We start from the raw sequence: 21,642 nt of genomic DNA, 5'->3' as shown, positions 1-21,642 counted from the left end.
AAGTAAAAATGTCCCAAAACCAAGAGTCACATTAATGCAAGCTTTTACTTCGCAAAAGCTTGCATTAATGTGACTGAATTTGTTAAAATTAGCCTTAAGCTGTTTGTTCAGCTTCGTACTCTTCGAGTGTTTTTCCGACACTGCGAAGATATCTTTTGAAAGATTCTAGTTTCCACGGGTGAGATTGTGGGGGAATATACTGGCGTCTTTCTTTTTTTTGCTCTGGAATCGGATCAAACTCTTTTGAGTAATAGTCATGCTCTTTCAGGCTCCTTGTTGTGTATATTTTTTCAGCTATATTTACATAGATATCTCCATTAAACGCTTCGATAATTAGCACCTTTGATTTTCGTGTGAAGTATTTATCTTCACTACCTTCCGTAGGCAGGTAGTAGTTATTTTGATAACGAATATGATGCCCACTATCCACTTTTCTATTCGCTACTCGTGCTAATAACAAATTGATTTCAGATTTAGTTGGTGCCTTTTCATAAATGGATTCCTTCGTTTTATGACCAAACTTCTTATTGAAAGTTCTAACCCATTTCGTTAAAAAATGATTGGCTTCCTCAATAGATTGTATTCCAGCTAATTCTAAATCTACAGGAAGTCGCGATTGAACAGTCCCGTTTAAGCGCTCTACACGTCCTTTAGCTTGTGGAATAGATGAAGTTCTAATCTCAATACCGAGTTGATGACAGGCAAACCCGAACTGGGTAAATGTATCTTCTTCAACCGCTCTCATGGCTTTTGATGTGTATTCAAAAACCGTTCGTTTATCTGTCAAAAAAGCTAAGGGAATGCCTTGTTTCGTTAGAATCTGATTGAGCACATGATAATAACCCTTGAGTGTTTCTTGCGTATCGAAATAAGCCCCAACGATATTACCAGAAGCGTCATCAATAGCTAAATGAAGATGTGTCACCTCTTTACCAAACCAGTTATAGGAACTGGCATCCATTTGAATAAGCTCCCCCTGATATTTCTTTCTAGGACGGCTGGGATGGCTTTTTTCGGGTAACTCCATTTGATCTTCGGCTCTTGGAACCAATGGGTTCTCAGCCTTTTTTTCTCCTTTCATCGATTTAGCTTTGATTCGAGCTTTTATTTTCTTACGCGTTTTTCTTTGGGTTTTAGGTGATAAAATATTCGCTTGATATAAAATACGACGAATAGTCGTATCGGTGTAACAGATGTCATAATCCTCCTTCAGAATTTCAGTAAAATGCTTCACATTAGGCTGTATCTTAAAACTTTGATAGAGCTCGACCACTTGTTTTTTTGTTTCCTTTGGCACAGCGTGCTTAGCCGTTTTTCCTCTGTTACCGTGTGAAAAAATAGCTTTTCCTCCTTTTTGATAGTCTTGAATCAATCTGTTGACTTGCCTCGTCGAGAGCCCAAGTTCAACACAAGCTCTCTTTTTTTCCTTTCTTTTTTCTGCCACAGCTTTTATTACTTTATATTTTTTATCTTCATTCATCGTTAGCATGATCCTTTTCATGAGTTTATTTTATCATTTTGGGACATTTTATGCTTCGACCTACTTAGGACAGTTAGTGTCAAGATATTCTCGGTAAAATTACAAAAAAGATGAAATCACTTTTTATCTCTAACAATTATAGCGTTTGTCGCTGTTTTGTTCGATTTTTATTTGTTGTTTTCTCGCAAATCCTTGACAAGGGGGCCCATTTCCCTTGAACCCTATTACCTATTCCTTTTAAAAAATTTAAACACGTCTCTGCCATCAGTCTACCAAGGGAAAACCCCTTATCAAGAACCGAGTCGTATCGTGCACAGCACGATCTCCACTCTTTTGCTGGTTAATAGTTAAAAATAGCACTCAAGTTTCCCGTGCTGCTGGAACGACTTACATGAGGAATCGATCCATGACGGACACCCTCATGAGTTTGGTGGGGTACTTTTTTATGGGCTGCCTTAAGGGCAGCTTTATAAGACGCACTGGCTTGTTTCTTATACTCCGGCTGCTGTTCAATGATGGCTCGATCTAAAGTTCCGTTTTTTAAACCCTCGATCACATAAACGACATGGGTCAGTCCTTTTTTAGACCAATACTTTCCTTGGCCTTTTACACGATAGCTATAAGGACGGTGGTTGCTCTCACAAGTTCCAATACCGTGAGCTGCTTCTCCCAGCCCTCGTTTATAAATGGGCGTCAAATACTCCCAGTTTCTTGAAAGGTAGCCTCTTAATCGTCTGATTTGCTCTTCTAGTTGGGCTGCTTGTTCGTCTCCGATGATACTCTCAGCTGTATCTAAAACAGCTGAGACTGCTTCCCGCTCGTGATCTTGGATGGCTTTTTTTAGAGGAGATTGTAACTCAGGAACGAAGTTCAGTCGTTGTTTGATCTTTTGATTCACATGATACGTATCTCGTACATGTTCATGACGCAAGCAGCCTTGAACGACCGCATTAAATTTATCGAATTCATATCCAGAACCTCCATCACTGTTTGAAATGACAAGCGTATTCGTTAAGTCATAGTTGAGATAAAGGTAGTTTTGCACGAGACTCCAAGCCACTTCAGTACTGTCTGTGGAAGAGAAGTAATGCGTTCCTGTTAAACGAGTTCGTTTGCCGTTTTTTTCGACTCCTTCGGCAATTTGGATCCGATGGATCTCTCCACGTTTCTTTTTGATTTCTTTATACATCAGCCCATCGCCTTCTATGTACAGGAAAGGAACGTTCTTTTTCTCTTTCGGCTCAGTCAGTTTAGTGACGTCTAAAAGATGATTTTCTGTGTAATTCTGTTGAAACTCTCCCACTGTATCCAAGACGGCTTTGACTTTTGTATGGCTGATCGTAAAAGGCGTTAATAAGGCCGTTGCTTGTGCTGTTTTTCTTAATACTGTGCCGGAGGCGATCTCCGCAATGTTCCGTAAAAGAAGAGGAGAGAAGGTTTCTCTTGAAATAAAGCCCATTTCTTTATCTAATGGATAAAGTGCTTTTTCCATTTCTTTTTTCATTCTTCTTCGCTTGAATGTAACTTTTCCAAAAAGAAACTGAATCGTACGAAGATCTCTTTTCTCGATTCTATAGCCTTGTTTCTTATATTCTTCTGCTAATCCATCATCGATATACTCTAAAATAAGCTGCATAATGTCGCTGATTTTATTTGAAAAATAAACTTGTAATTTTCTTTCTGCATCGATTCCATCATTGGAACCCTTTATTATTTCGATAATTTCTGTTAAACTAATTTCCATGGAAAGTCATCCTCTACGATTATATTTAGGCGTACGAACCTATAATTGTATTGTAATGACTTTCCTCTTTTTTTGTCAATTTCATAAAAAACAAGAATTGTTCGGCTTTGAATGTTTTAAATTCTCTACCACCAAAAATTTTACACTAAGCTTAGGACATTATCACGTTCGAATGATACTCAAACTGAAGGAATGATATTCTGCTTGACTTATGGTCTAGACCATTTATAATAAAAAGTGATTAAATAAAGGAGGGCTTACATGGGAACAACTGTATGGATAAATGCAACTCTTTATACGGGAACAGAAAAGATTGAAAAGGGTTTTGTCCGTTGCGCAAAAACTATTTTGGACATTGGTGAAATGGCTGATTTTAAAGAAGCTGAAGGGGATACGATAATAGATGCAGCAGGAAAAATAATTGTCCCTGGATTTATTGATGTGCACAGTCACGGCGGTTATGGCTGGGACAGTATGGACGGGAACCCAGAAGAAATCGATCAAATGGTACACAAAATGCAGCAAGAAGGCATCACTTCCTATTTTGCGACTACAATGACTCAGTCGTATCAAAATATTGAAAAAGCAATGGTAGCTATTAAAGAAGCAGCTGAACGCAATCCGGTCATCCAAGGAATCCATCTTGAAGGCCCATTTGTTTCGGTTGATTTTAAAGGAGCACAACCAGAAGAGTACATTAAAATTCCAGACGCCGCAATGATGCGTAAATGGAATGACTTAAGCGGTGGTTTGATTCGCTTAGTCACCTATGCTCCAGAGACGAGTGATGCAACTGAGTTCGAAAAATATTGTGTGGATCACAACATTGTCCTTTCAGTGGGGCACAGCAATGCAACACGCGCCCAATTGATGGATTCAAAAGCTTCTCATGTTACTCATTTGTATAACGCTCAAAGAGGATTGCACCATCGCGAGCCAGGTGTGACAGGACATGCCTTTTTAGAAAAACTATATTCTGAAATGATTGTCGACGGTTACCATATTGCTCCGGATATGGTAAACATTGCTTATCAAATCCTAGGTCCAGATCATATTGAGTTGATTACAGATTCGATGCGGGCTAAGGGTATGCCAGATGGAGAGAGTGAGCTTGGCGGACAAAAAGTTTTCGTAAAAGACAAACAAGCCCGGTTGGCAGATGGCACATTAGCCGGCAGTGTATTGCAATTCAAAGATGCTTTTAAAAATATGATGGCCTTTACAGGCTGCAGAATTGAAGATGCAGTCAAAATGAGTTCAGTCAACCAAGCAAAAGAATTTGGCTTAACCCAAAAAGGAACGTTAGAAGTCGGAAAAGATGCAGATATGGTAGTGTTTGATCAAGATCTAAATCTTGAACAAACCATTAGTTTTGGTGAACTGGTTTTAAAAAATTAAGAAGTGAAGGATGGGAAAAGAATGGAAACGATTATTGTAAAAGATAACATCGAAGGCGGAAAAAAAGCATTTGAATTGATCAAAGAAGGTATGAAACAAGACGCTAAAGTATTGGGCTTGGCAACCGGCAGTACACCTGTGACTTTATATAAAGAAATGGTAGCCAGTGACCTTGACTTTACCGATATGACTTCTATCAACTTAGACGAATATTTTGGCTTGTCGCCAGAAAATCCTCAAAGTTACCATTACTTTATGCAAGAACAACTTTTTTCACATAAACCATTTAAAGAAACTTACGTGCCAGACGGATTAGCAGATGAAAACAGTGAACCTGCCCGTTACAACCAAATTATTGCAGAACATCCGATCGATATTCAAATTTTGGGAATTGGAACGAATGCTCATATTGGATTCAATGAACCAGGAACTTCATTTGATTCAACCACACGAAAGGTAGCTTTAACAGATTCAACCATCGAATCGAATAAACGTAATTTTGATACAGTTGAAGAAGTACCTCGTTTTGCTTACTCAATGGGAATCAAAAATATTCTCTCTGCTAAAAAAATTATTTTAATGGCATTTGGTGAAGAAAAAGCTGAAGCTATTAAACATACAATTGAAGGTCCTGTTACAACAGAAGTACCGGCTAGTGTTTTGCAACAACACCCAAATGTAGTTATTATTGTAGATGAAGCAGCTGCTAAATTAATCCAACACTAGGAGGGGGAAGATGGGGAAGGAAACACCAATTTACATTCAAATTCATAACCAAATGCGTAAAGACATAGAAGAAGGTGTTTGGAAAGTTGGCGAACGCATTCCTTCTGAAAGAGACCTCGCTCTCCAGTTTAAGGTTAGCCGGATGACGTTAAGACAAGCCGTTCAAACTTTAGTGGATGAAGGAATCTTGGAACGAAAAGTAGGATCCGGGACATATGTATCAAGTAAGAAGGTGCAGGAAAGTATGGTGGGGATTGCGAGTTTTACTGACATCATGCTGTCTCAAGGGAAAAAACCTACTAGCAAAACGATTTCGTATCATGTGAAGTCGGCAAGTGTAAGCGAAGCCGAGAACTTAAAGTTGACTGAAGAAACGCTTGTTTTAAGAATGGAACGGATTCGGTATGCAGATGATCTTCCAATCTGTTTTGAAGTAGCCACTATCCCGTTCAATTTAGTAGAACATTTAAGTAAATTAGAAATTACGCGCTCTCTGTATAAGGCTTTAGAAAATGAAAAAGGATTGCGTGTTGGTCATGCAGAACAGACCGTTTCAGCTATGCTGGCTTCGGAAAGAATTGCTGAATATTTAGAAATCAAACGGGGAGAAGCCATATTACGGTTGAAACAAATCAGTTATTCAACAGAAGGTCTGCCCTTTGAATATGTCCGTTCTCAATATGTCGGCGAACGGTTTGAATTTTATCTTGAAAAAAACAAATAAACCTTTTTTCATAGAAAAAACAGTTCAGCGATAAGAAAATGTTCTTATCGCTGAACTGTTTTTAATTAGGGTTTATTCTGAAAGAACAGCTGAACTTGAAGAAAATCCTGAAAATTCACTAGAATCTGTTTGATCCAGATTTAAATGCTGTCTAAGGTTTTGTTGCAGCTCAACTAATTTTTCTTCGTCTGGTTTCCAGAGGAAGACATCTTGTCCATAACTTGGAAAGTATTCATACTCTTCTACGCCTTCTAATTGCAAGGTTTCAATGTGTTGGGCAGCATTGGTGTAGTTGGTTGCGATAGCCCATAAGTCACGTCCTTTGAAATTGGTTTTGATATTAGGGCCAACAGCATTAAAAATTTTACTAAAATTAGTCAAACTTTTAATTGAAATAGTCTCATTAATAATTTCAGTGACTACTTCTCGTTGACGTTTTTGTCTGCCCCAATCGCCTTCCGGATCATCATAACGCATCCGTGCATAACCTAAAGCTTGATCTCCATTCAATTTTTGAATGCCTTTGTCGATGTGGATCTCGCCTTCTTTATCATCGATATCTTGGACATCAAATTCTAAGGGAGAATCAACTGTTACGCCTCCAAGTGCATCAACAAGTGTAACTAAACCTTGCATATTGATTTGAGCATAATAGTGAATAGGAATCTGCAACAGACTTTCAACTGTTTCGACTGTCATTGGTATTCCGCCATAAGCATAACTTGCATTGATTTTATCAACTTCGCCATTAGGCAACGTTACGCGAGTATCGCGGGGAATAGAAAGCAGCCGTACATCTTCTGTTTCCGGATTGATTGTAGCAACCATAATGGAATCAGCGCGACCGATGTCTCCCGGTCGTTTGTCAACTCCTAATAATAAAACAGAAAAAGGATCTTTATTAGATAAAACAATTTTTTCATCAGCATTCATAGCAGTTTCTGGCAAATCATTTCCTTGGATCGTATCCAAAAAGTCGCCAGTAGATAAGGCTAAGTAAGTAACATAGACTGCTCCAGCTAAGATGAGGACAGCAAGTGCAATCAGAAAAGTATAAGTTCGTTTCTTTTTTTTCTTTTCTTTCATTCGATTTAAACGCATCATTTTACTCCTATATCTTCATAGTTTCTTATAAGTGTAGTTGATTCCTTAACAGAATGCAATTGTAATATTGGAATTAAGTTTGTATAATTAGGTTAAAATAGGAATTAAAGGTGGTACTTTTGAATGTATGATATGTTTTTAGTTATCGTTACTTGTGTAGTAACTGCCATTTTGTCCTTGATACTAACACCTTTGATTCGCAAATTAGCTATAAAAATAGGTGCTGTTGATATGCCGGGCGAAAGACGAATCAACCTAAAAGAGGTTCCGACGATGGGTGGTTTAGCTATTTATTTGTCTTTCTTCTTTGCTTTGTTTGTCTTACTGCCGATCCCGCTTTGGCAAATAGTACCGACATTTTTGGGGGCAACGATCGTTTTGGTGACCGGTATCGTGGATGATTTGATCGAATTGACACCTAGAATGAAGATGTTGGGTATCACCATTGCAGCACTGGTTATCTATTTTGCTGCCGATATTCGAATAGATATTGTTACTTTGCCCATCATCGGCTCATTTTCAATTGGTTTTTTGAGTCTACCTTTTACGATAATTTGGATTTTGGCCATTACCAATGCTGTTAACTTAGTCGATGGATTGGATGGTTTAGCAACAGGGGTTTCGATTATTGCATTGTCAACAATGGGCGTTATCGGCTACTTCTTTTTAACTGTTGAAAATGCAGTTGTTTCTATTATGATCTTCGTATTGGTTGGAGCATTAGCCGGATTTTTGCCGTATAATTTTTTCCCTGCCCGGATCTTTCTTGGAGATACAGGTGCTTTGTTTTTAGGGTTTATGATTGCGGTCATGTCATTGCAAGGATTAAAAAACGCTACATTGATCTCATTGATCATCCCAGTTGTGATTTTAGGAATCCCAATTACAGACACGATCTATGCGATGTTAAGACGTTATCTAAATAAAAAACCCATATCAAGCGCAGATAAGATGCATTTGCACCATCAATTAATGGCGTTAGGATTGACTCACCGGCAAACTGTGCTGGCCATTTACTGCCTTGCCGCTATCTTTTCAGTGATCGCTTTAATGTACCCCATCTCTACTTTGTGGGGATCCGTTCTTTTGACGATCGGATTGATTTTTGGATTAGAGTTGTTTGTGGAATCTATTGGATTAGTTGGACACAACAGCAAGCCGTTGTTAAATCGTTTAAGAAAATTTGCAAAAAATCTAAATAAAAAAGAATAAAAAACCACTAAATTCTCAATAGAGAGGGAATTTAGTGGTTTTTTTATCAGTATCAATAATCTCCATAATAATTGGATAAGCCATTTGTTTGAAATTCGTAATCTGATGTATCCCGTTCGTCAGCTATATCCAAGCCCAACGCCACTCGCAAACGATGACTGATAAAATCAACACTGTCCGGGTAAAGCTCGACCATACTGGCGTCGTCTAACATAAAGTCCGTCCAGTCGAATACATAACTTTCAAATTCGTATTTTCCATCTAAGCCGGTTTGAGCGATGCCTAGCATATCATCAAAACGCAAATCAGTTCTCATGTTTTTACCAACAGCCGTAATGGCATTAGAATATTTTGAAATAGAGCCAACAGATAGAGCCTTGTCGACAATTGCTTGAATAAGCAATTGTTGTCTTTCACCACGTTTGACATCATTATCGATTTTCCGAGTTCTGGCCAAAGCTAATGCTTGCTCACCGTTTAATGTTTGCAATCCTTTTTCAAGATGGATTTGATCTAAGATGCCAGCAGCATTTTGTTCAGAAAAAGTAATCGGTACATCGACTTCAATTCCGCCTAAAGCGTCAATAATTTCTAAAAATGCATCAAAATTAAAGGTAACATAATAATGAATAGGAACATTTAACAGGTGCTCAACAGATTCAATCGTAGCCTGTTCTTCTCCTTTGACATAAGCTGCATTGATTTTATCTTTATTGTAGACCGTATCTTGGTAAACAATATCTGTATATGTATCTCGCGGGATACTGATCATATTGACTTTGTGTTTAGTTGGGTCAATGGTGAGATAAATTAACGAATCTGTCCGTGCACTACCCAGTTCTCGGCTGTCATTGTCATCTATCCCCATAATCAAAATGGAAGTTGTTTCGGTTAACGGATTAACTTCTATTTCTTTTTTTCGATCAAGCGTATGGTAAGATGAATCAACAGCATTTTGAGCAGTAGCGTATAGTTTAGCGAAATAAACAGCTCCTGCTAAAATAATCAGCATAATAGGCAATAAAAAGCAGAATAGTAGAATCGTTTTTTTCTTTTTTTGTTTAGGCTGCCGCATAGGTGCAGTAGATTGCGTAGTCTTCTTTTGTCTTCTCAAAATCATTCTCCTCTGTTTAGAGCACTGTACTAAAAATAGTCTTAATCATTTTATCACAATAAAAAAAATTGTGGAAGTTTCTTCAAAAAAATAACAGTTTCTTAAACTTTATAATGGAGAGCCTGAGAAATACCCCTATACAAAAACGTTAAAGTACCAAAAATTTAACCGGATCTTCTTTAGTAATAGGTTCTTTTTTACTGAGCAGGGGTTCTTTTTAAGTCGTGGTAGCTTTTTTCGCCTTTGGAAAAAGCTACTTGTCCATTTGTCCAATCGATTACTTCTTTTTGAAAGACGTTGATTTCAGCTTCATCTACAAAACAAACAAAAGTAACTTGGTCTGTATAAAGTATTTCTTTGATCCGATAAGCAGATTCTCTTAAATCATTTTCTAATTTGCCAGAAGCAGGATACTGAACCGTCGCTTTCATTTCGGTTTGTAGCTTTCGTTCTACTACGCCCATTTCTTCAAGAGCCGTACTGACTGCTTTTCCATAAGCTCGGATAAGGCCGCCTGCACCTAGTTTTGTTCCGCCAAAATAACGTGTGACAACAGCCACAACATTTTTCAATTCTTGTTTCTTTAAAACTTCCAACATTGGAACCCCAGCCGTTCCGCTAGGCTCACCATCGTCGTAAGCACGTTGGATTTCATTATGGTCTCCAATTAAATAAGCAACACAATTATGATTAGCTTTCACATGTTCTTTTTTTAGGGTTTGGATATAATCTTGAGCTTCGGCTTCCGTTGCAACGCGTTTTAAATGACAAATAAAACGTGATTTTTTTATTTCAATTTCAACTATCCCATCTTTTTCAATAGTATAATAGCTTTTCAGCAACCTAAACACTCCTTTTTCTAAATAAACGACTTATGAACGTCTTCTTCTCCAGTTTACCTTGAGAAATAGAAATGAACAAGCGAAGAGAGAAAGTGGCGATCAACTTTAATAGACGACTAAGCTAGTCATTGAAACCAGTTATTGTGAACAAACTCTTAAGAAAACAAACTTCTTCTTTTTTGGTACACAAGATGTGGTATAATCTTTATTTGAACGTTGAAGACAAAAAGAAAAAGGCGCGTGGTGTAAAATTGAAAATTGCAATAGTTACCGATAGTACAGCTTATTTAACTAAAGAGCAGTATGAACAAAATTCAATTTATAAATTGCCACTTTCTGTTGTAATAGATAATACTGTTTATTTAGAAGAAGTGGATATCCAAAGTAAAGAATTTTTTAAAAAAGTAAAAACAATGGAATCTTTACCGACCAGTTCGCAACCCACAACTGGGCAAATTATTACCTTATTCACTGAACTTGCTGAAGAATATGATGCCATTATTAGTATCCACTTGTCTAGTGGAATCAGCGGAACTTATCAAAACGTAGTAAGTGTAGCCAACATGATGGAAAACATTGCTATTTATCCCTTTGATTCGGAAATCAGCTGTTCTGCTCAAGGTTATTACGTTTTAGAAGCTGCTCGCATGGCAAAAGCTGGAGCAAGTGTTGAAGAAATTTTCCAAGCGTTTGCAGAAATGCAAGAAACCATGAAAGCTTATTTTTTAGTGGATGATTTGAATCATCTAGTACGCGGCGGACGCTTGTCAAACGGAGCAGCCATGATTGGGTCATTACTAAAAATAAAGCCGATTTTGTATTTTGAAAACAAACAAATCGTCGTATTTGAAAAAATACGGACATCGAAAAAAGCTTTAAAACGGATTGAGAATTTGCTGGCCGATGACCTTACAATCGGCTATCCCATCGTTTCAACGATTATTCATTGCAACGCGGAAGACCATGCTAAGGCTTGGAAAGAACAGTTGGAAACAGCTTTTCCGGATGTTCGCTTTGAATTAAGCCATTTCGGCCCGGTAATCGGCACTCATTTGGGCGAAGGAGCATTAGGCATGACGTGGGTAGCAGACCGAACAAAATAGGAACTAAAAAAAGCAGAGTAGTTTAACTACTTTGTTTTTTTTTGCGTACTTTTACTTTGAGAGCAGAAAGGTGGGAGGTTTGGTGTCGATATTAAGCGGACGAGAAGTACTTTTAGAGGAAATAAACGAGCCGTTAGAAGGATTGGGATCGATCAGTCAAGTATCAGGTTTTTTCGAGTTAAATGGTCAGCTCACCTGTAGAAGATGCGGCACGAGCGAGCGAAGTAAAAGACAAGCCGCTCCTTGTTCCTGCGGGCCAGACTGTTATTATTGTACAAATTGCTTACAGATGGGAAAAATCAAACGCTGCAGTATTTTGTATACTGAAAAAGAACAAAACCAGTTTTTGCCATTAGAAGAACCAATTCTTACTTGGAATGGAACGTTATCACGACAACAGCAAGAAGCATCAAAAGAACTTGTTGCTACGATCGAAAAGGACGGAAAAAGACTGGTCTGGGCAACTACGGGAGCGGGAAAGACAGAAATGATTTTTAAAGGAATTGAAGTGGCGTTACGGTCTAAAAAAAGAATTTGTATTGCTTCTCCGCGAGTCGATGTTTGTCTGGAATTGGCTCCCAGATTAACAAGTGCTTTTCAAAAAGTCCCTCAGGTTCTTCTCTATGGCGGCACAGAAGAGTCTTATCGCTATACACAGTTAGTTCTGGCTACAACGCATCAATTGATGCGGTTTAAACAAGCTTTTGATGTATTGATCATAGATGAAATAGATGCTTTTCCTTTTCACATAGACGAGACGCTTCAGTTTGCCGCTCAAAAAGCTAAAAAAGACAATGGCTCCCTCATTTATTTATCAGCAACCCCTGACAAAAAAATGCAGCGCGAAATCAAGCAAGGCACCTTAGCAGCTTCTATTTTACCAGCTCGCTATCATGGTTTTCCTTTACCGGTTCCTCATTTGATTTGGAATGGCAACTGGCAGAAAAGAATCAGGCAGAAAAAAACAACAGGAAAGTTTTTTTATTGCATCCAGCAATTGATTGCAAAAAAACGGCGTTTCCTTATTTTCCTGCCCAATATTGCCTTGATGCAGAAATTAGCTGAACAATTAAGAGAACTTTATCCGGATAAGCAGTTTGCAACTGTGTATGCTGAGGATCCTGAGCGCAAAGAAAAAGTATTGGCGATGCGCCACGAAAATTATGACTGGTTGCTGACAACGTCGATTCTTGAACGCGGAGTGACCTTTAAAGATATTGATGTGTTAGTTTTAGGAGCGGAAGATCCTACTTTTACAGAAGCTGCTTTAGTTCAAATTGCTGGGCGCGCGGGGAGACATCGTGATTTTCCGACCGGTACAGTCTTATTTTTTTATTATGGACAGACAAAAGCGATCAAAAGAGCAGTGAAACAAATCAAGCAGATGAACCGTTTAGCCTTTGAAAGAGGGTTGGTAGAGAAATGCTGACCTGTATGTGGTGCGGAAAAAAGGAAACCGAAAAACTACTATTAAGGGAAATAGTGAGACTAAAGAAATTGAAAACAACAACGCTATGCCGAACCTGTAAACAAAAATTAAACCATTTAGCTGGCTCGACTGTGTGTCCAGGCTGCTGCCGGGAATGGGAAGAGATTGGAAATTTTTGTTCCGATTGCCTAAAATGGCAACTGATATATCCAAATTATACTTTTAAAAATACTGCTCTCTACCAATATAATTCGTTTTTAAAAGAATGGATCGAAGCATTTAAATATAAAGGGGATTATCGATTAGCAAAAGTGTTTGCTCCAGAAGTAAACGCGTATTTTTATTCTTATCCTCAAAAAGGCAAATTATACATTCCTATCCCAGTCAGTAAAAAAAGCATGGAGTTGCGTGGGTTTAACCAAGTAGAAGCTGTCTTGCAAGCAGGTGGTGTAACGTATGCACCGCTTTTAAAGCATATTGGCAGAGGAGAAAAACAGTCAAGCAAAGACCGCAAAGGGCGGATGATGAGCAAACAACCTTTTGAACTGGCTCCACGAGATGCAGAACGAATCAGAAACAAAAAAATTATTCTGATAGATGATGTGTACACAACGGGACGCACGTTGTTTCACGCAGCAGAGTTGATGCTGGATGCTCAAGCCGAGTCAGTTGAAACCTTCACGATTGCACGATAATATTCGGGAAGTGGATATTTTGTTTGTCAATTAAAGCGCTATCCTATATAATTGATTTAAGCAAATCATCAGTTGAGTGGTCCAGCTGGTGTTGCTGATTCTGATACACAATCAGATGAAAGGGGAGAGTGTTTATGTTTAAATATAATATCCGTGGCGAAAATATTGAGGTAACTGCAGCAATTCGTAGTTATGTTGAAAAAAAAGTCAGTAAAATCGAACGCTATTTTACTGATGTGCCAGAATCGACAGCACATGTAAACCTAAAAACTTATTCTGACAAAACTGCGAAAGTGGAGGTAACCATTCCTCTTCCTTATTTAGTTTTACGTGCGGAAGAAACCTCGCCTGATTTATATGGAAGTGTAGATCTTGTAGTTGATAAGCTAGAAAGACAAATGCGCAAATACAAAACCAAAATTAACCGTAAATCGCGTGAAAAAGGTTTTGAAATGCAAGTTCCAGCGGAAGAAGTACTGGATGAAGAACTTGAAAATGACGTGGACATTGTTAGAACGAAACGCTTGTCATTGAAACCAATGGATAGCGAAGAAGCTGTTCTGCAAATGAATATGTTAGGGCACAATTTCTTTATTTTTGAAGATGCTGAAACGAACGGAACAAGTATAGTCTATAGTCGTAAAGACGGAAAATATGGTTTAATCGAAACAGATTAAAAATTGGAATCAAGAGTGATGTAAAGAAAGAGTGCAGTTAGCCCTAAAAGCTAGCTGCACTCTTTCTTTATTTCTTTTTCACTTAAAAAGCAGGATTGTCCACTAACTTTGACTATAAAAAGGTTTCATTTGTGAATAAGTAATGATAGAATTAATAAGGATATTGACAATAGTCAAAATAAAAGTCAGTATATAAGTTAAAAATTAAAAAAGCAGCTACCCCAAAAAACGAACCTTTATGAAATAGAATCAACTACTACCTATAGAATAGCAACAACAGAGGAGAAAAATGAATGGCTAATTTTTTACGTAATCTAATTGAAAATGACAAAAAAGAACTAAAGAGTTTAGGAAAAGTAGCAGATCGTATTGAAGCGTTTGCAGATCAAATGGCTGCCTTGTCAGATGAAGGCCTAAAAGCAAAAACACCTGAATTCAAAAAACGTTATCAAGCAGGAGAAACACTGGATGATTTATTGCCGGAAGCATTTGCAGTTGTACGTGAAGCTGCTAAGCGGGTATTAGGGTTATATCCTTACCGTGTCCAATTAATGGGGGGTGTGACTTTGCACCGTGGAAATATCCCTGAAATGAAGACGGGGGAAGGAAAAACCTTAACGGCTACTATGCCGGTTTACCTTAATGCTTTAACAGGCGAAGGAGTCCACGTTGTAACTGTCAATGAGTATTTGGCCAGCCGTGATGCTGTAGAAATGGGAGAATTATACCAATGGCTAGGCTTAACTGTCGGCTTGAATTTGAATTCCAAATCAGCTGAAGAAAAGCGCGAAGCTTATTTAGCAGATGTGATGTACAGTACCAATAATGAAATGGGTTTTGACTACCTAAGAGATAATATGGTCGTTTATAAAGAACAGATGGTTCAACGTCCGTTAAATTATGCGATTGTCGATGAAGTAGACTCGATTTTGATCGATGAAGCGAGAACCCCGTTGATTATTTCAGGACAAGCTGAAAAATCTACCACTCTTTATACACGGACGGACTTTTTTGTTAAAGGACTAAAAGAAGAAGAAGACTATACGATAGATGTTCAATCAAAAACAGTTGCCTTAACAGAAACTGGAATGGAAAAAGCTGAAAAAACATTCCGAGTAGAAAATCTATATGATGTAGAAAACCAAGCGTTGACTCATCATTTAGACCAAGCGCTGCGTGCCAACTACATTATGCTGTTTGATATTGATTATGTGGTTCAAGATGATAAAGTCATGATCGTTGACCAATTTACTGGACGGATCATGGAAGGACGCCGTTATTCAGATGGTTTGCACCAAGCCATTGAAGCAAAAGAGGGCGTAACGATCCAAAATGAATCAAAAACAATGGCTAATATTACATTCCAAAATTTCTTTAGAATGTATAAGAAACTAGCTGGGATGACAGGAACAGCAAAAACAGAAGAAGAAGAGTTCCGGGAAATTTATAACATCAATGTCGTTTCTATTCCAACCAATCGACCATTGATTCGTGATGACCGGCCGGATCTGTTGTATCCTTCTTTAATCAGCAAGTTTGAAGCAGTAGTAGAAGAAATTAAAGAACGCCATGCTACTGGGCAACCGATTTTGGTTGGTACAGTGGCAGTTGAAACTTCTGAATTGCTTTCCGGCTTATTAAAACAAGCTCGGATCCCGCATGAAGTGCTAAACGCTAAAAATCACTTTAAAGAGGCAGAAATTATTACAAATGCTGGGCAAAAAGGTTCTATTACTATTGCAACTAACATGGCTGGACGTGGAACTGACATCAAGTTAGGTGCAGGTGTCCGTGAAGTAGGCGGTCTTTGTGTTATCGGGACAGAACGTCATGAATCACGTCGGATCGATAACCAATTACGTGGTCGTGCTGGTCGTCAAGGAGATCCTGGTGTTACCCAATTTTATCTTTCTTTAGAAGATGATTTGATGAGACGTTTCGGTTCTGAACGAATCCAAGCTGTTTTAGAGCGGCTAAAAGTTCAAGATGAAGATGCAGTCATTCAAAGCAAAATGATCTCTCGTCAAGTAGAATCTGCTCAAAAACGAGTAGAAGGGAACAACTACGATACGCGTAAAAACGTTTTGCAATATGATGATGTGATGCGGGAACAACGTGAAATTATGTATAAACAAAGACTAGAAGTCATTATGGAACAAGAGTCGTTGAAAAAGGTAACAATACCAATGATTCAACGTGCCATTGAACGCATGGTCCAATTGCATACACAAGGTCCTAAAGAAGAGTGGAACCTGCAAAGTATTTTAGACTTTGCTCATTCAGCGGTTGTACATCCGGATGATTTAAGTTTAAGTGATTTAGAAGGCAAATCAGCAGCTGAAATTCAAACACTTTTAATGGAAGCAGCTGAAAAAATCTATGCTGAAAAAGAACAACAATTGAATGGTACAGAACAAGTGCTGGAATTTGAAAAAGTCGTTATTTTGCGAGTGGTCGACAGCAAATGGACAGATCATATCGATACGATGGATCAATTGCGTCAAGGCATCGGCTTAGTGGCGTATGGCCAGTCTAACCCATTAGTAGAATATCAAACAGAAGGTTTTAGATTGTTTGAGGAAATGATTGCTGCGATTGATTATGACGTTACGCGTTTGCTGATGAAATCACAAATTCGTCAAAACTTGCAAAGAGAACAAGTAGCTAAAGGAACAGCTGCTCACTCTACGGGTGATGGACAAGTAGTGAAAGAAGCAAAGAAAAAACCAATCAAAATTGATAGTTCAAAAGTAGGACGGAACGATCCATGCCCATGCGGCAGCGGAAAAAAATACAAAAATTGTCATGGTAAAGCTTAAAAAATGATAAAAACACGATTTGTTCAACGAATCGTGTTTTTATCACTAACCATTAACAACTAGTAAAGATGAGGAGCAATTAAAATGGAAATAAGTGAAATTAGAAATAAGATAGAAACAGCTAAAGAAAAAATCGCCGGTTACAGGAGGTCTCTTTGACTTAGAGAATCTGGAACAGACCATTGCTGAATACGACCACCAAATGACAGATCCTGCATTTTGGAATGATGCACAAAAAGCCCAAACGTTAATTAATGAAGCAAATGTTGTGAAAGAAAAATATTCTCATTTTAAACAACTAGAAGAAAAACAAGAAGAGTTAGAACTGATGCTGGAAATGGTTAAAGAAGAAAACGACCCGGAACTAGAAAAGGAATTATCTCAAGAAGCGGAGACCTTTTTTGAAGCTTTAGATCAATATGAACTGGACATGTTGTTGAGTGGTCCGTATGATAAAAATAATGCAATCATTGAATTGCATCCAGGAGCCGGCGGAACCGAATCACAGGACTGGGGCAGCATGCTGTTACGCATGTATACACGCTGGGCAGAAAAAAAAGGATTTAAAATTGAAGTATTGGATTACCAAAGCGGAGATGAAGCAGGGATTAAGAGCGTGACTTTATTGATCAAAGGACGGAATGCTTACGGTTATTTGAAAGCTGAAAAAGGAGTGCATCGTTTAGTACGGATCTCCCCTTTTGATTCAGCGGGACGCAGACATACTTCTTTTGTTTCAATCGACGTTATTCCGGAATTAGAAGGAAACATAGATATTGATATCAATCCAGATGATCTAAAGGTTGATACGTACCGGGCTAGCGGAGCAGGTGGACAACACATTAATAAAACAGATTCTGCTATTCGGATCACGCATATTCCTAGTGGAGTAGTGGTAGCCAGCCAAGCACAGCGTTCACAAATGAAGAACCGAGAACAAGCCATGAGCATGTTGAAAGCCAAACTGCATCAACTAGAAGTAGAAGAAAAAGAAAAAGAAATGGCTGAAATCAGAGGAGAACAAAAAGAAATCGGATGGGGCTCTCAAATCAGATCGTATGTGTTTCATCCTTATACAATGGTCAAAGATCATAGAACCAATTATGAAACAGGAAATATTACAAGTGTCATGGATGGAGACCTAGATCCATTTATTCAAGCCTATTTGAGAAGCACATTAGCGTAAAAAAATTAAAATTAAGTGAGTTTTGTCATAAAACTGTCAAAGAATCCATTTTGACAGTTTTTTTGTGTGAAGCCACTGTAATAAACGAAAAATGATTTCCCAATTTAAAGGGTGTATAAGTTTATTTAGGGGAGATAGCAATTGGTTTTAGAGGATAATAAAAGGTTATAGTGGTGATTGGAAAAATGTGTGTAAAAAATGGCGGAAATAATACAGTTCGTTACAGTACTGCGACACTTTGAAATGTATTTGTAAACAAACTACAACAGACATTGTTTTTTTGAGTGCTATAATGATTAAGGATTGAATGACGAAGACCCTTAAACAGCAACAATACTAGAGAAATAGCAGAAATTAAAAAAAGTTAGGTGATAAGATGATTGAAATGCTAAATGTCTATAAGAAATATCCTAATGGCATTACAGCAATTAACGGTTTAACAATCCGTATTGAACAAGGTGAATTCGTTTATGTAGTCGGGCCTAGTGGTGCTGGTAAATCAACGTTTATTAAAATGATGTATCGTGAAGAAAAAGCAAGTAAAGGAACCATCAAAGTTGGCGATTTTGACTTAATGACTATGAAAGACAAAGACATTCCTTATTTAAGACGTCATGTTGGAGTGGTCTTCCAAGACTTTAAATTGTTGCCAAGGCTAACAGTGTACGAAAACATTGCGTATGCAATGGAAGTAGTTGAAAAAAATCCTAAAGTCATTAAAAAACGCGTCTTAGAAGTTTTAGAGTTAGTTGGATTGAAACACAAAATCAGAATGTTTCCGAACGAACTATCCGGCGGAGAGCAACAAAGAATAGCCATTGCTAGAGCTATCGCTAATATGCCGCGAGTATTGATTGCTGATGAACCAACAGGTAATCTTGACCCGGATACATCATGGGAAATCATGAATATATTAGAAGAAATCAATAATCAAGGAACGACCGTGATTATGGCGACACATAACAGCCAAATCGTAAATGTCGTTAAACACCGTGTACTTGCGGTTGAGAATGGACGAATCGTCCGAGATCAATTGGAAGGAGACTACGGATATGAAGCTTAGAACAATTAAAAGACATTTCATAGAAAGCTTAAAGAGCTTGAAAAGAAATGGCTGGATGTCGATTGCAGCGGTCAGTGCAGTTGCGGTTACGTTATTATTAGTTGGTTCGTTTATTGCCATGTTGATGAATGTAAACAAATTAGCTACTGATATTGAAAATGACGTCAGCGTAAGAGTGTATATCGACTTAGCGGCAGATGAAGGACAGCAAAAAGAATTAGAAACTAAACTATCCGCACTTGATCATGTTTCCACAGTTGAATTTTCAAGTAGAGAAAACGAATTAAAGCAAGTCGTTGGCAGCTATGGAAATGAATTTAATTTATTCCAAGGAGACGACAATCCTTTATACAATGTATTTATCGTGAATACAGATGCACCGCAGTATACTAAAACGGTAGCTAAAGAAGCAGAAGGCTTAGAACAAGTTGCAAAAGTCAATTACGGTGGTGCCACAGCAGATAACTTATTTAAGACAATGGGCACAGTACGAAATGTTGGAGCGATCGTTATAGTAGCACTGGTATTAACAGCTGTTTTCTTGATCTCTAATACCATTCGTATCACTATCATGTCACGCAGAACAGAAATAGAAATCATGAAATTAGTAGGAGCAACCAATTGGTTTATCAGATGGCCTTTCTTAGTAGAAGGAGCATTGATTGGTCTGATTGGATCACTTATTCCTGTTGCATTGATCAGTTTCCTTTATGTAACGATTTTTGATATAGGAACAGCTTATTTATCAGGAACCTATTTCTCATTATTAACACCTATTCCATTCTTATACCAAATCGGCGGCTTAATGGTTGCAGTCGGAGTATTGATTGGAGCAATTGGTTCATCAATTTCAATTAGAAGATTCTTAAAAGTATAACAAAAAAGCATTTAGGGAAAATGGAGGAAAGAAAAAGTGAATAAGAAACTCATAACTCTTGTTTTAATAGCTACGTTAGGAACAACTACATGTTTAACTCCTTTAACAGCAAAGGCAGCGGTTGAGGATGACATCAGCCAAGCAACTGAAAAAATCAATCAACTTGAAAATGAAAAAAAATCAGTTGCAAATGAATTAGCAGAGATTACAGATCAAATTTCAGAAAATGAAGCAAACGCTGCTTCAATGATGGCTGAAATGTCAAAAGCACAATCAACATTGAAAGAACTTACAAAACAAATCGATACTTTGAATGCTGCTATTGCAGCACGTGAAGATAAATTGGCGGAACAAGCTCGTACAGTACAAGTGAACGGCGACACGCAAAATTATGTTGATTTTATTTTAGAGTCTGAATCTTTTGTAGATGTTTTAGGACGTGCTGATGTTGTTTCTAAATTAGTTTCAGCTAACCAAGCGTTAGTAAAAGCACAAGCTGAAGATAAAGCGTTAGTTGCAGAAAAACAAGCAGAAACTGAGAAAACCCTACAAGAACAAACTATTTTAGCTGCTAAATTGGAAGCTGCTAAGACTGATTTAGAACAACAACAATTAGAAAAAGAAGCTGTAGTTGCATCTATTGCAGCAGAAAAATCTAATGTTGAAACAGAAAAAGCACAACTTTTGGCAACTAAAGAAAAAGCAGAAAAAGCTGCTCAAGAATTAAAAGCTGCTAAAACGACTGCCGTTATCAAGACAAGTTCTTCAGATAAGGATGAAGCAAAAGCTGTAGCTACTGCAACTACTTCAAAAGAAACAACACAAGTGTCCGCAGCTGAAACAAATGAAACAAAAACGAGCACAAATGAAACTCAAGCGCCTCAAAAAGCTGCAACTCCTGCTGCTGGCGGGTCTTGGGCAACTGTTCAAAGTGCAGCTTTTGGTATTCAAGGTACTCCTTACTTATACGGAGGTACAACAACTTCAGGAATGGATTGTTCAGCATTTACACAATATGCATTTAATGCTGCTGGAGTCAGCTTGCCGCGTACAGCAAGTGCTCAGTATGCTGCTTCTACAAAGATTTCTCAATCTGAAGCACGTCCTGGCGACTTAGTATTCTTTAACCAAACGGGTAGTATTGACCATGTTGGTATTTACTTAGGAAACGGTAGTTTTATTGGAGCACAAACTTCTTCAGGCGTCGCTGTAGCACAAATCAATCAATATTATTGGGGTAAATACGTTGTTGGATATGGACGAGTAAACTAAACTCTTTCTTTTATCGGCAATGATTGATCCATGTAAAAACCATCGTACCTAAATGCGATTCAAAAGTCTGGGAAAAACCACTATTTGGTGATTTTATCTCAGACTTTTTTTATTTTTAGCTATAAATCAGAAGAATTTTCAAATTAAAATTTACTTTTCATCAAAAAATAGGTACGC

The 21,642-nt window shown here is 37.9% G+C and carries 18 protein-coding genes; 13 read left to right on the top strand and 5 right to left on the bottom strand.

The window, feature by feature from the left end:
- Positions 1 to 94: 94 nt before the first annotated feature.
- Positions 95 to 1,480 (bottom strand): ISNCY family transposase, encoded by a 1,386-nt coding sequence (locus BR87_RS06315; RefSeq protein ID WP_035030019.1) that lies wholly within the window; start codon positions 1,478 to 1,480, stop codon positions 95 to 97.
- 340 nt (positions 1,481 to 1,820) lie between these two features.
- Positions 1,821 to 3,224, bottom strand: a complete 1,404-nt coding sequence (locus tag BR87_RS06310) for an ISLre2 family transposase (protein ID WP_051929705.1) — start codon at positions 3,222 to 3,224, stop codon at positions 1,821 to 1,823.
- Positions 3,225 to 3,485: 261 nt separating this feature from the next.
- Between BR87_RS06310 and nagA the strand changes: the two genes are divergently transcribed.
- The 3 genes from nagA to BR87_RS06295 are packed head-to-tail and all read left to right on the top strand — an operon-like array spanning position 3,486 to position 6,072.
- Positions 3,486 to 4,622, top strand: a complete 1,137-nt coding sequence (gene nagA / locus BR87_RS06305) for an N-acetylglucosamine-6-phosphate deacetylase (RefSeq protein ID WP_035030017.1) — start codon at positions 3,486 to 3,488, stop codon at positions 4,620 to 4,622.
- A 21-nt stretch (positions 4,623 to 4,643) separates the two neighbouring features.
- Positions 4,644 to 5,348, top strand: a complete 705-nt coding sequence (locus BR87_RS06300; RefSeq protein ID WP_035030015.1) for a glucosamine-6-phosphate deaminase — start codon at positions 4,644 to 4,646, stop codon at positions 5,346 to 5,348.
- A gap of 10 nt (positions 5,349 to 5,358) precedes the next feature.
- Entirely contained in the window at positions 5,359 to 6,072 is a 714-nt protein-coding gene (locus tag BR87_RS06295) for a GntR family transcriptional regulator (RefSeq protein ID WP_035030012.1), read from the top strand.
- A 72-nt stretch (positions 6,073 to 6,144) separates the two neighbouring features.
- On the opposite strand, the gene BR87_RS06290 is transcribed toward BR87_RS06295, so the two are convergent.
- Positions 6,145 to 7,173 carry an LCP family glycopolymer transferase gene (locus tag BR87_RS06290; RefSeq protein ID WP_051929703.1) on the bottom strand — a complete coding sequence of 343 codons (1,029 nt, stop codon included), beginning with the start codon at positions 7,171 to 7,173 and terminating at the stop codon, positions 6,145 to 6,147.
- Positions 7,174 to 7,308: 135 nt separating this feature from the next.
- Here BR87_RS06290 and BR87_RS06285 point away from each other — a divergent pair, with 135 nt between their 5' ends.
- Positions 7,309 to 8,388, top strand: a complete 1,080-nt coding sequence (locus tag BR87_RS06285; protein WP_280512199.1) for a glycosyltransferase family 4 protein — start codon at positions 7,309 to 7,311, stop codon at positions 8,386 to 8,388.
- Between the two features lie 52 nt (positions 8,389 to 8,440).
- Here BR87_RS06285 and BR87_RS06280 read toward each other — a convergent pair whose 3' ends face one another.
- A complete protein-coding gene (locus tag BR87_RS06280) occupies positions 8,441 to 9,502 on the bottom strand; it encodes an LCP family protein (protein WP_035030006.1) in 1,062 nt (353 codons plus the stop codon).
- Positions 9,503 to 9,699: 197 nt separating this feature from the next.
- Complete coding sequence (locus BR87_RS06275) at positions 9,700 to 10,344, bottom strand: YigZ family protein (protein WP_035030003.1); 645 nt, start codon at positions 10,342 to 10,344, stop codon at positions 9,700 to 9,702.
- A gap of 251 nt (positions 10,345 to 10,595) precedes the next feature.
- On the opposite strand from BR87_RS06275, the gene BR87_RS06270 reads away from it, so the two are divergent.
- From BR87_RS06270 to BR87_RS06230, 9 genes are all read left to right on the top strand, one after another.
- A complete protein-coding gene (locus BR87_RS06270; protein WP_035032895.1) occupies positions 10,596 to 11,447 on the top strand; it encodes a DegV family protein in 852 nt (283 codons plus the stop codon).
- A gap of 82 nt (positions 11,448 to 11,529) precedes the next feature.
- The gene (locus BR87_RS06265) at positions 11,530 to 12,876 is read left to right on the top strand and encodes an ATP-dependent helicase ComFA (RefSeq protein ID WP_244877039.1); all 1,347 of its coding nucleotides are present in this window, start codon (positions 11,530 to 11,532) and stop codon (positions 12,874 to 12,876) included.
- 68 nt (positions 12,877 to 12,944) lie between these two features.
- A complete protein-coding gene (locus BR87_RS06260) occupies positions 12,945 to 13,571 on the top strand; it encodes a ComF family protein (protein WP_244877038.1) in 627 nt (208 codons plus the stop codon).
- Positions 13,572 to 13,705: 134 nt separating this feature from the next.
- Entirely contained in the window at positions 13,706 to 14,248 is a 543-nt protein-coding gene (gene hpf / locus BR87_RS06255; RefSeq protein WP_035029998.1) for a ribosome hibernation-promoting factor, HPF/YfiA family, read from the top strand.
- A 293-nt stretch (positions 14,249 to 14,541) separates the two neighbouring features.
- Positions 14,542 to 17,067, top strand: a complete 2,526-nt coding sequence (gene secA / locus BR87_RS06250) for a preprotein translocase subunit SecA (protein WP_035029996.1) — start codon at positions 14,542 to 14,544, stop codon at positions 17,065 to 17,067.
- A gap of 84 nt (positions 17,068 to 17,151) precedes the next feature.
- A protein-coding gene (gene prfB / locus BR87_RS06245; RefSeq protein ID WP_211249970.1) for a peptide chain release factor 2 occupies positions 17,152 to 18,253 on the top strand; the annotation gives its coding sequence in 2 pieces (ribosomal slippage) (positions 17,152 to 17,223 and positions 17,225 to 18,253; 1,101 coding nt in all).
- A gap of 376 nt (positions 18,254 to 18,629) precedes the next feature.
- The gene (gene ftsE, locus BR87_RS06240; protein ID WP_035029993.1) at positions 18,630 to 19,316 is read left to right on the top strand and encodes a cell division ATP-binding protein FtsE; all 687 of its coding nucleotides are present in this window, start codon (positions 18,630 to 18,632) and stop codon (positions 19,314 to 19,316) included.
- On the top strand, positions 19,306 to 20,193 hold the full coding sequence (gene ftsX, locus BR87_RS06235; protein WP_035029990.1) for a permease-like cell division protein FtsX: 888 nt from the start codon (positions 19,306 to 19,308) through the stop codon (positions 20,191 to 20,193). The genes ftsE and ftsX overlap by 11 nt, the downstream gene beginning before the upstream one ends.
- Positions 20,194 to 20,229: 36 nt before the next feature.
- Positions 20,230 to 21,465 carry a C40 family peptidase gene (locus BR87_RS06230; protein WP_035029987.1) on the top strand — a complete coding sequence of 412 codons (1,236 nt, stop codon included), beginning with the start codon at positions 20,230 to 20,232 and terminating at the stop codon, positions 21,463 to 21,465.
- Positions 21,466 to 21,642 lie beyond the last annotated feature (177 nt).

Source organism: Carnobacterium mobile DSM 4848 (assembly GCF_000744825.1).
GTDB lineage: Bacteria > Bacillota > Bacilli > Lactobacillales > Carnobacteriaceae > Carnobacterium_A > Carnobacterium_A mobile.
This window is presented reverse-complemented; position numbering and strand designations above follow the sequence as displayed.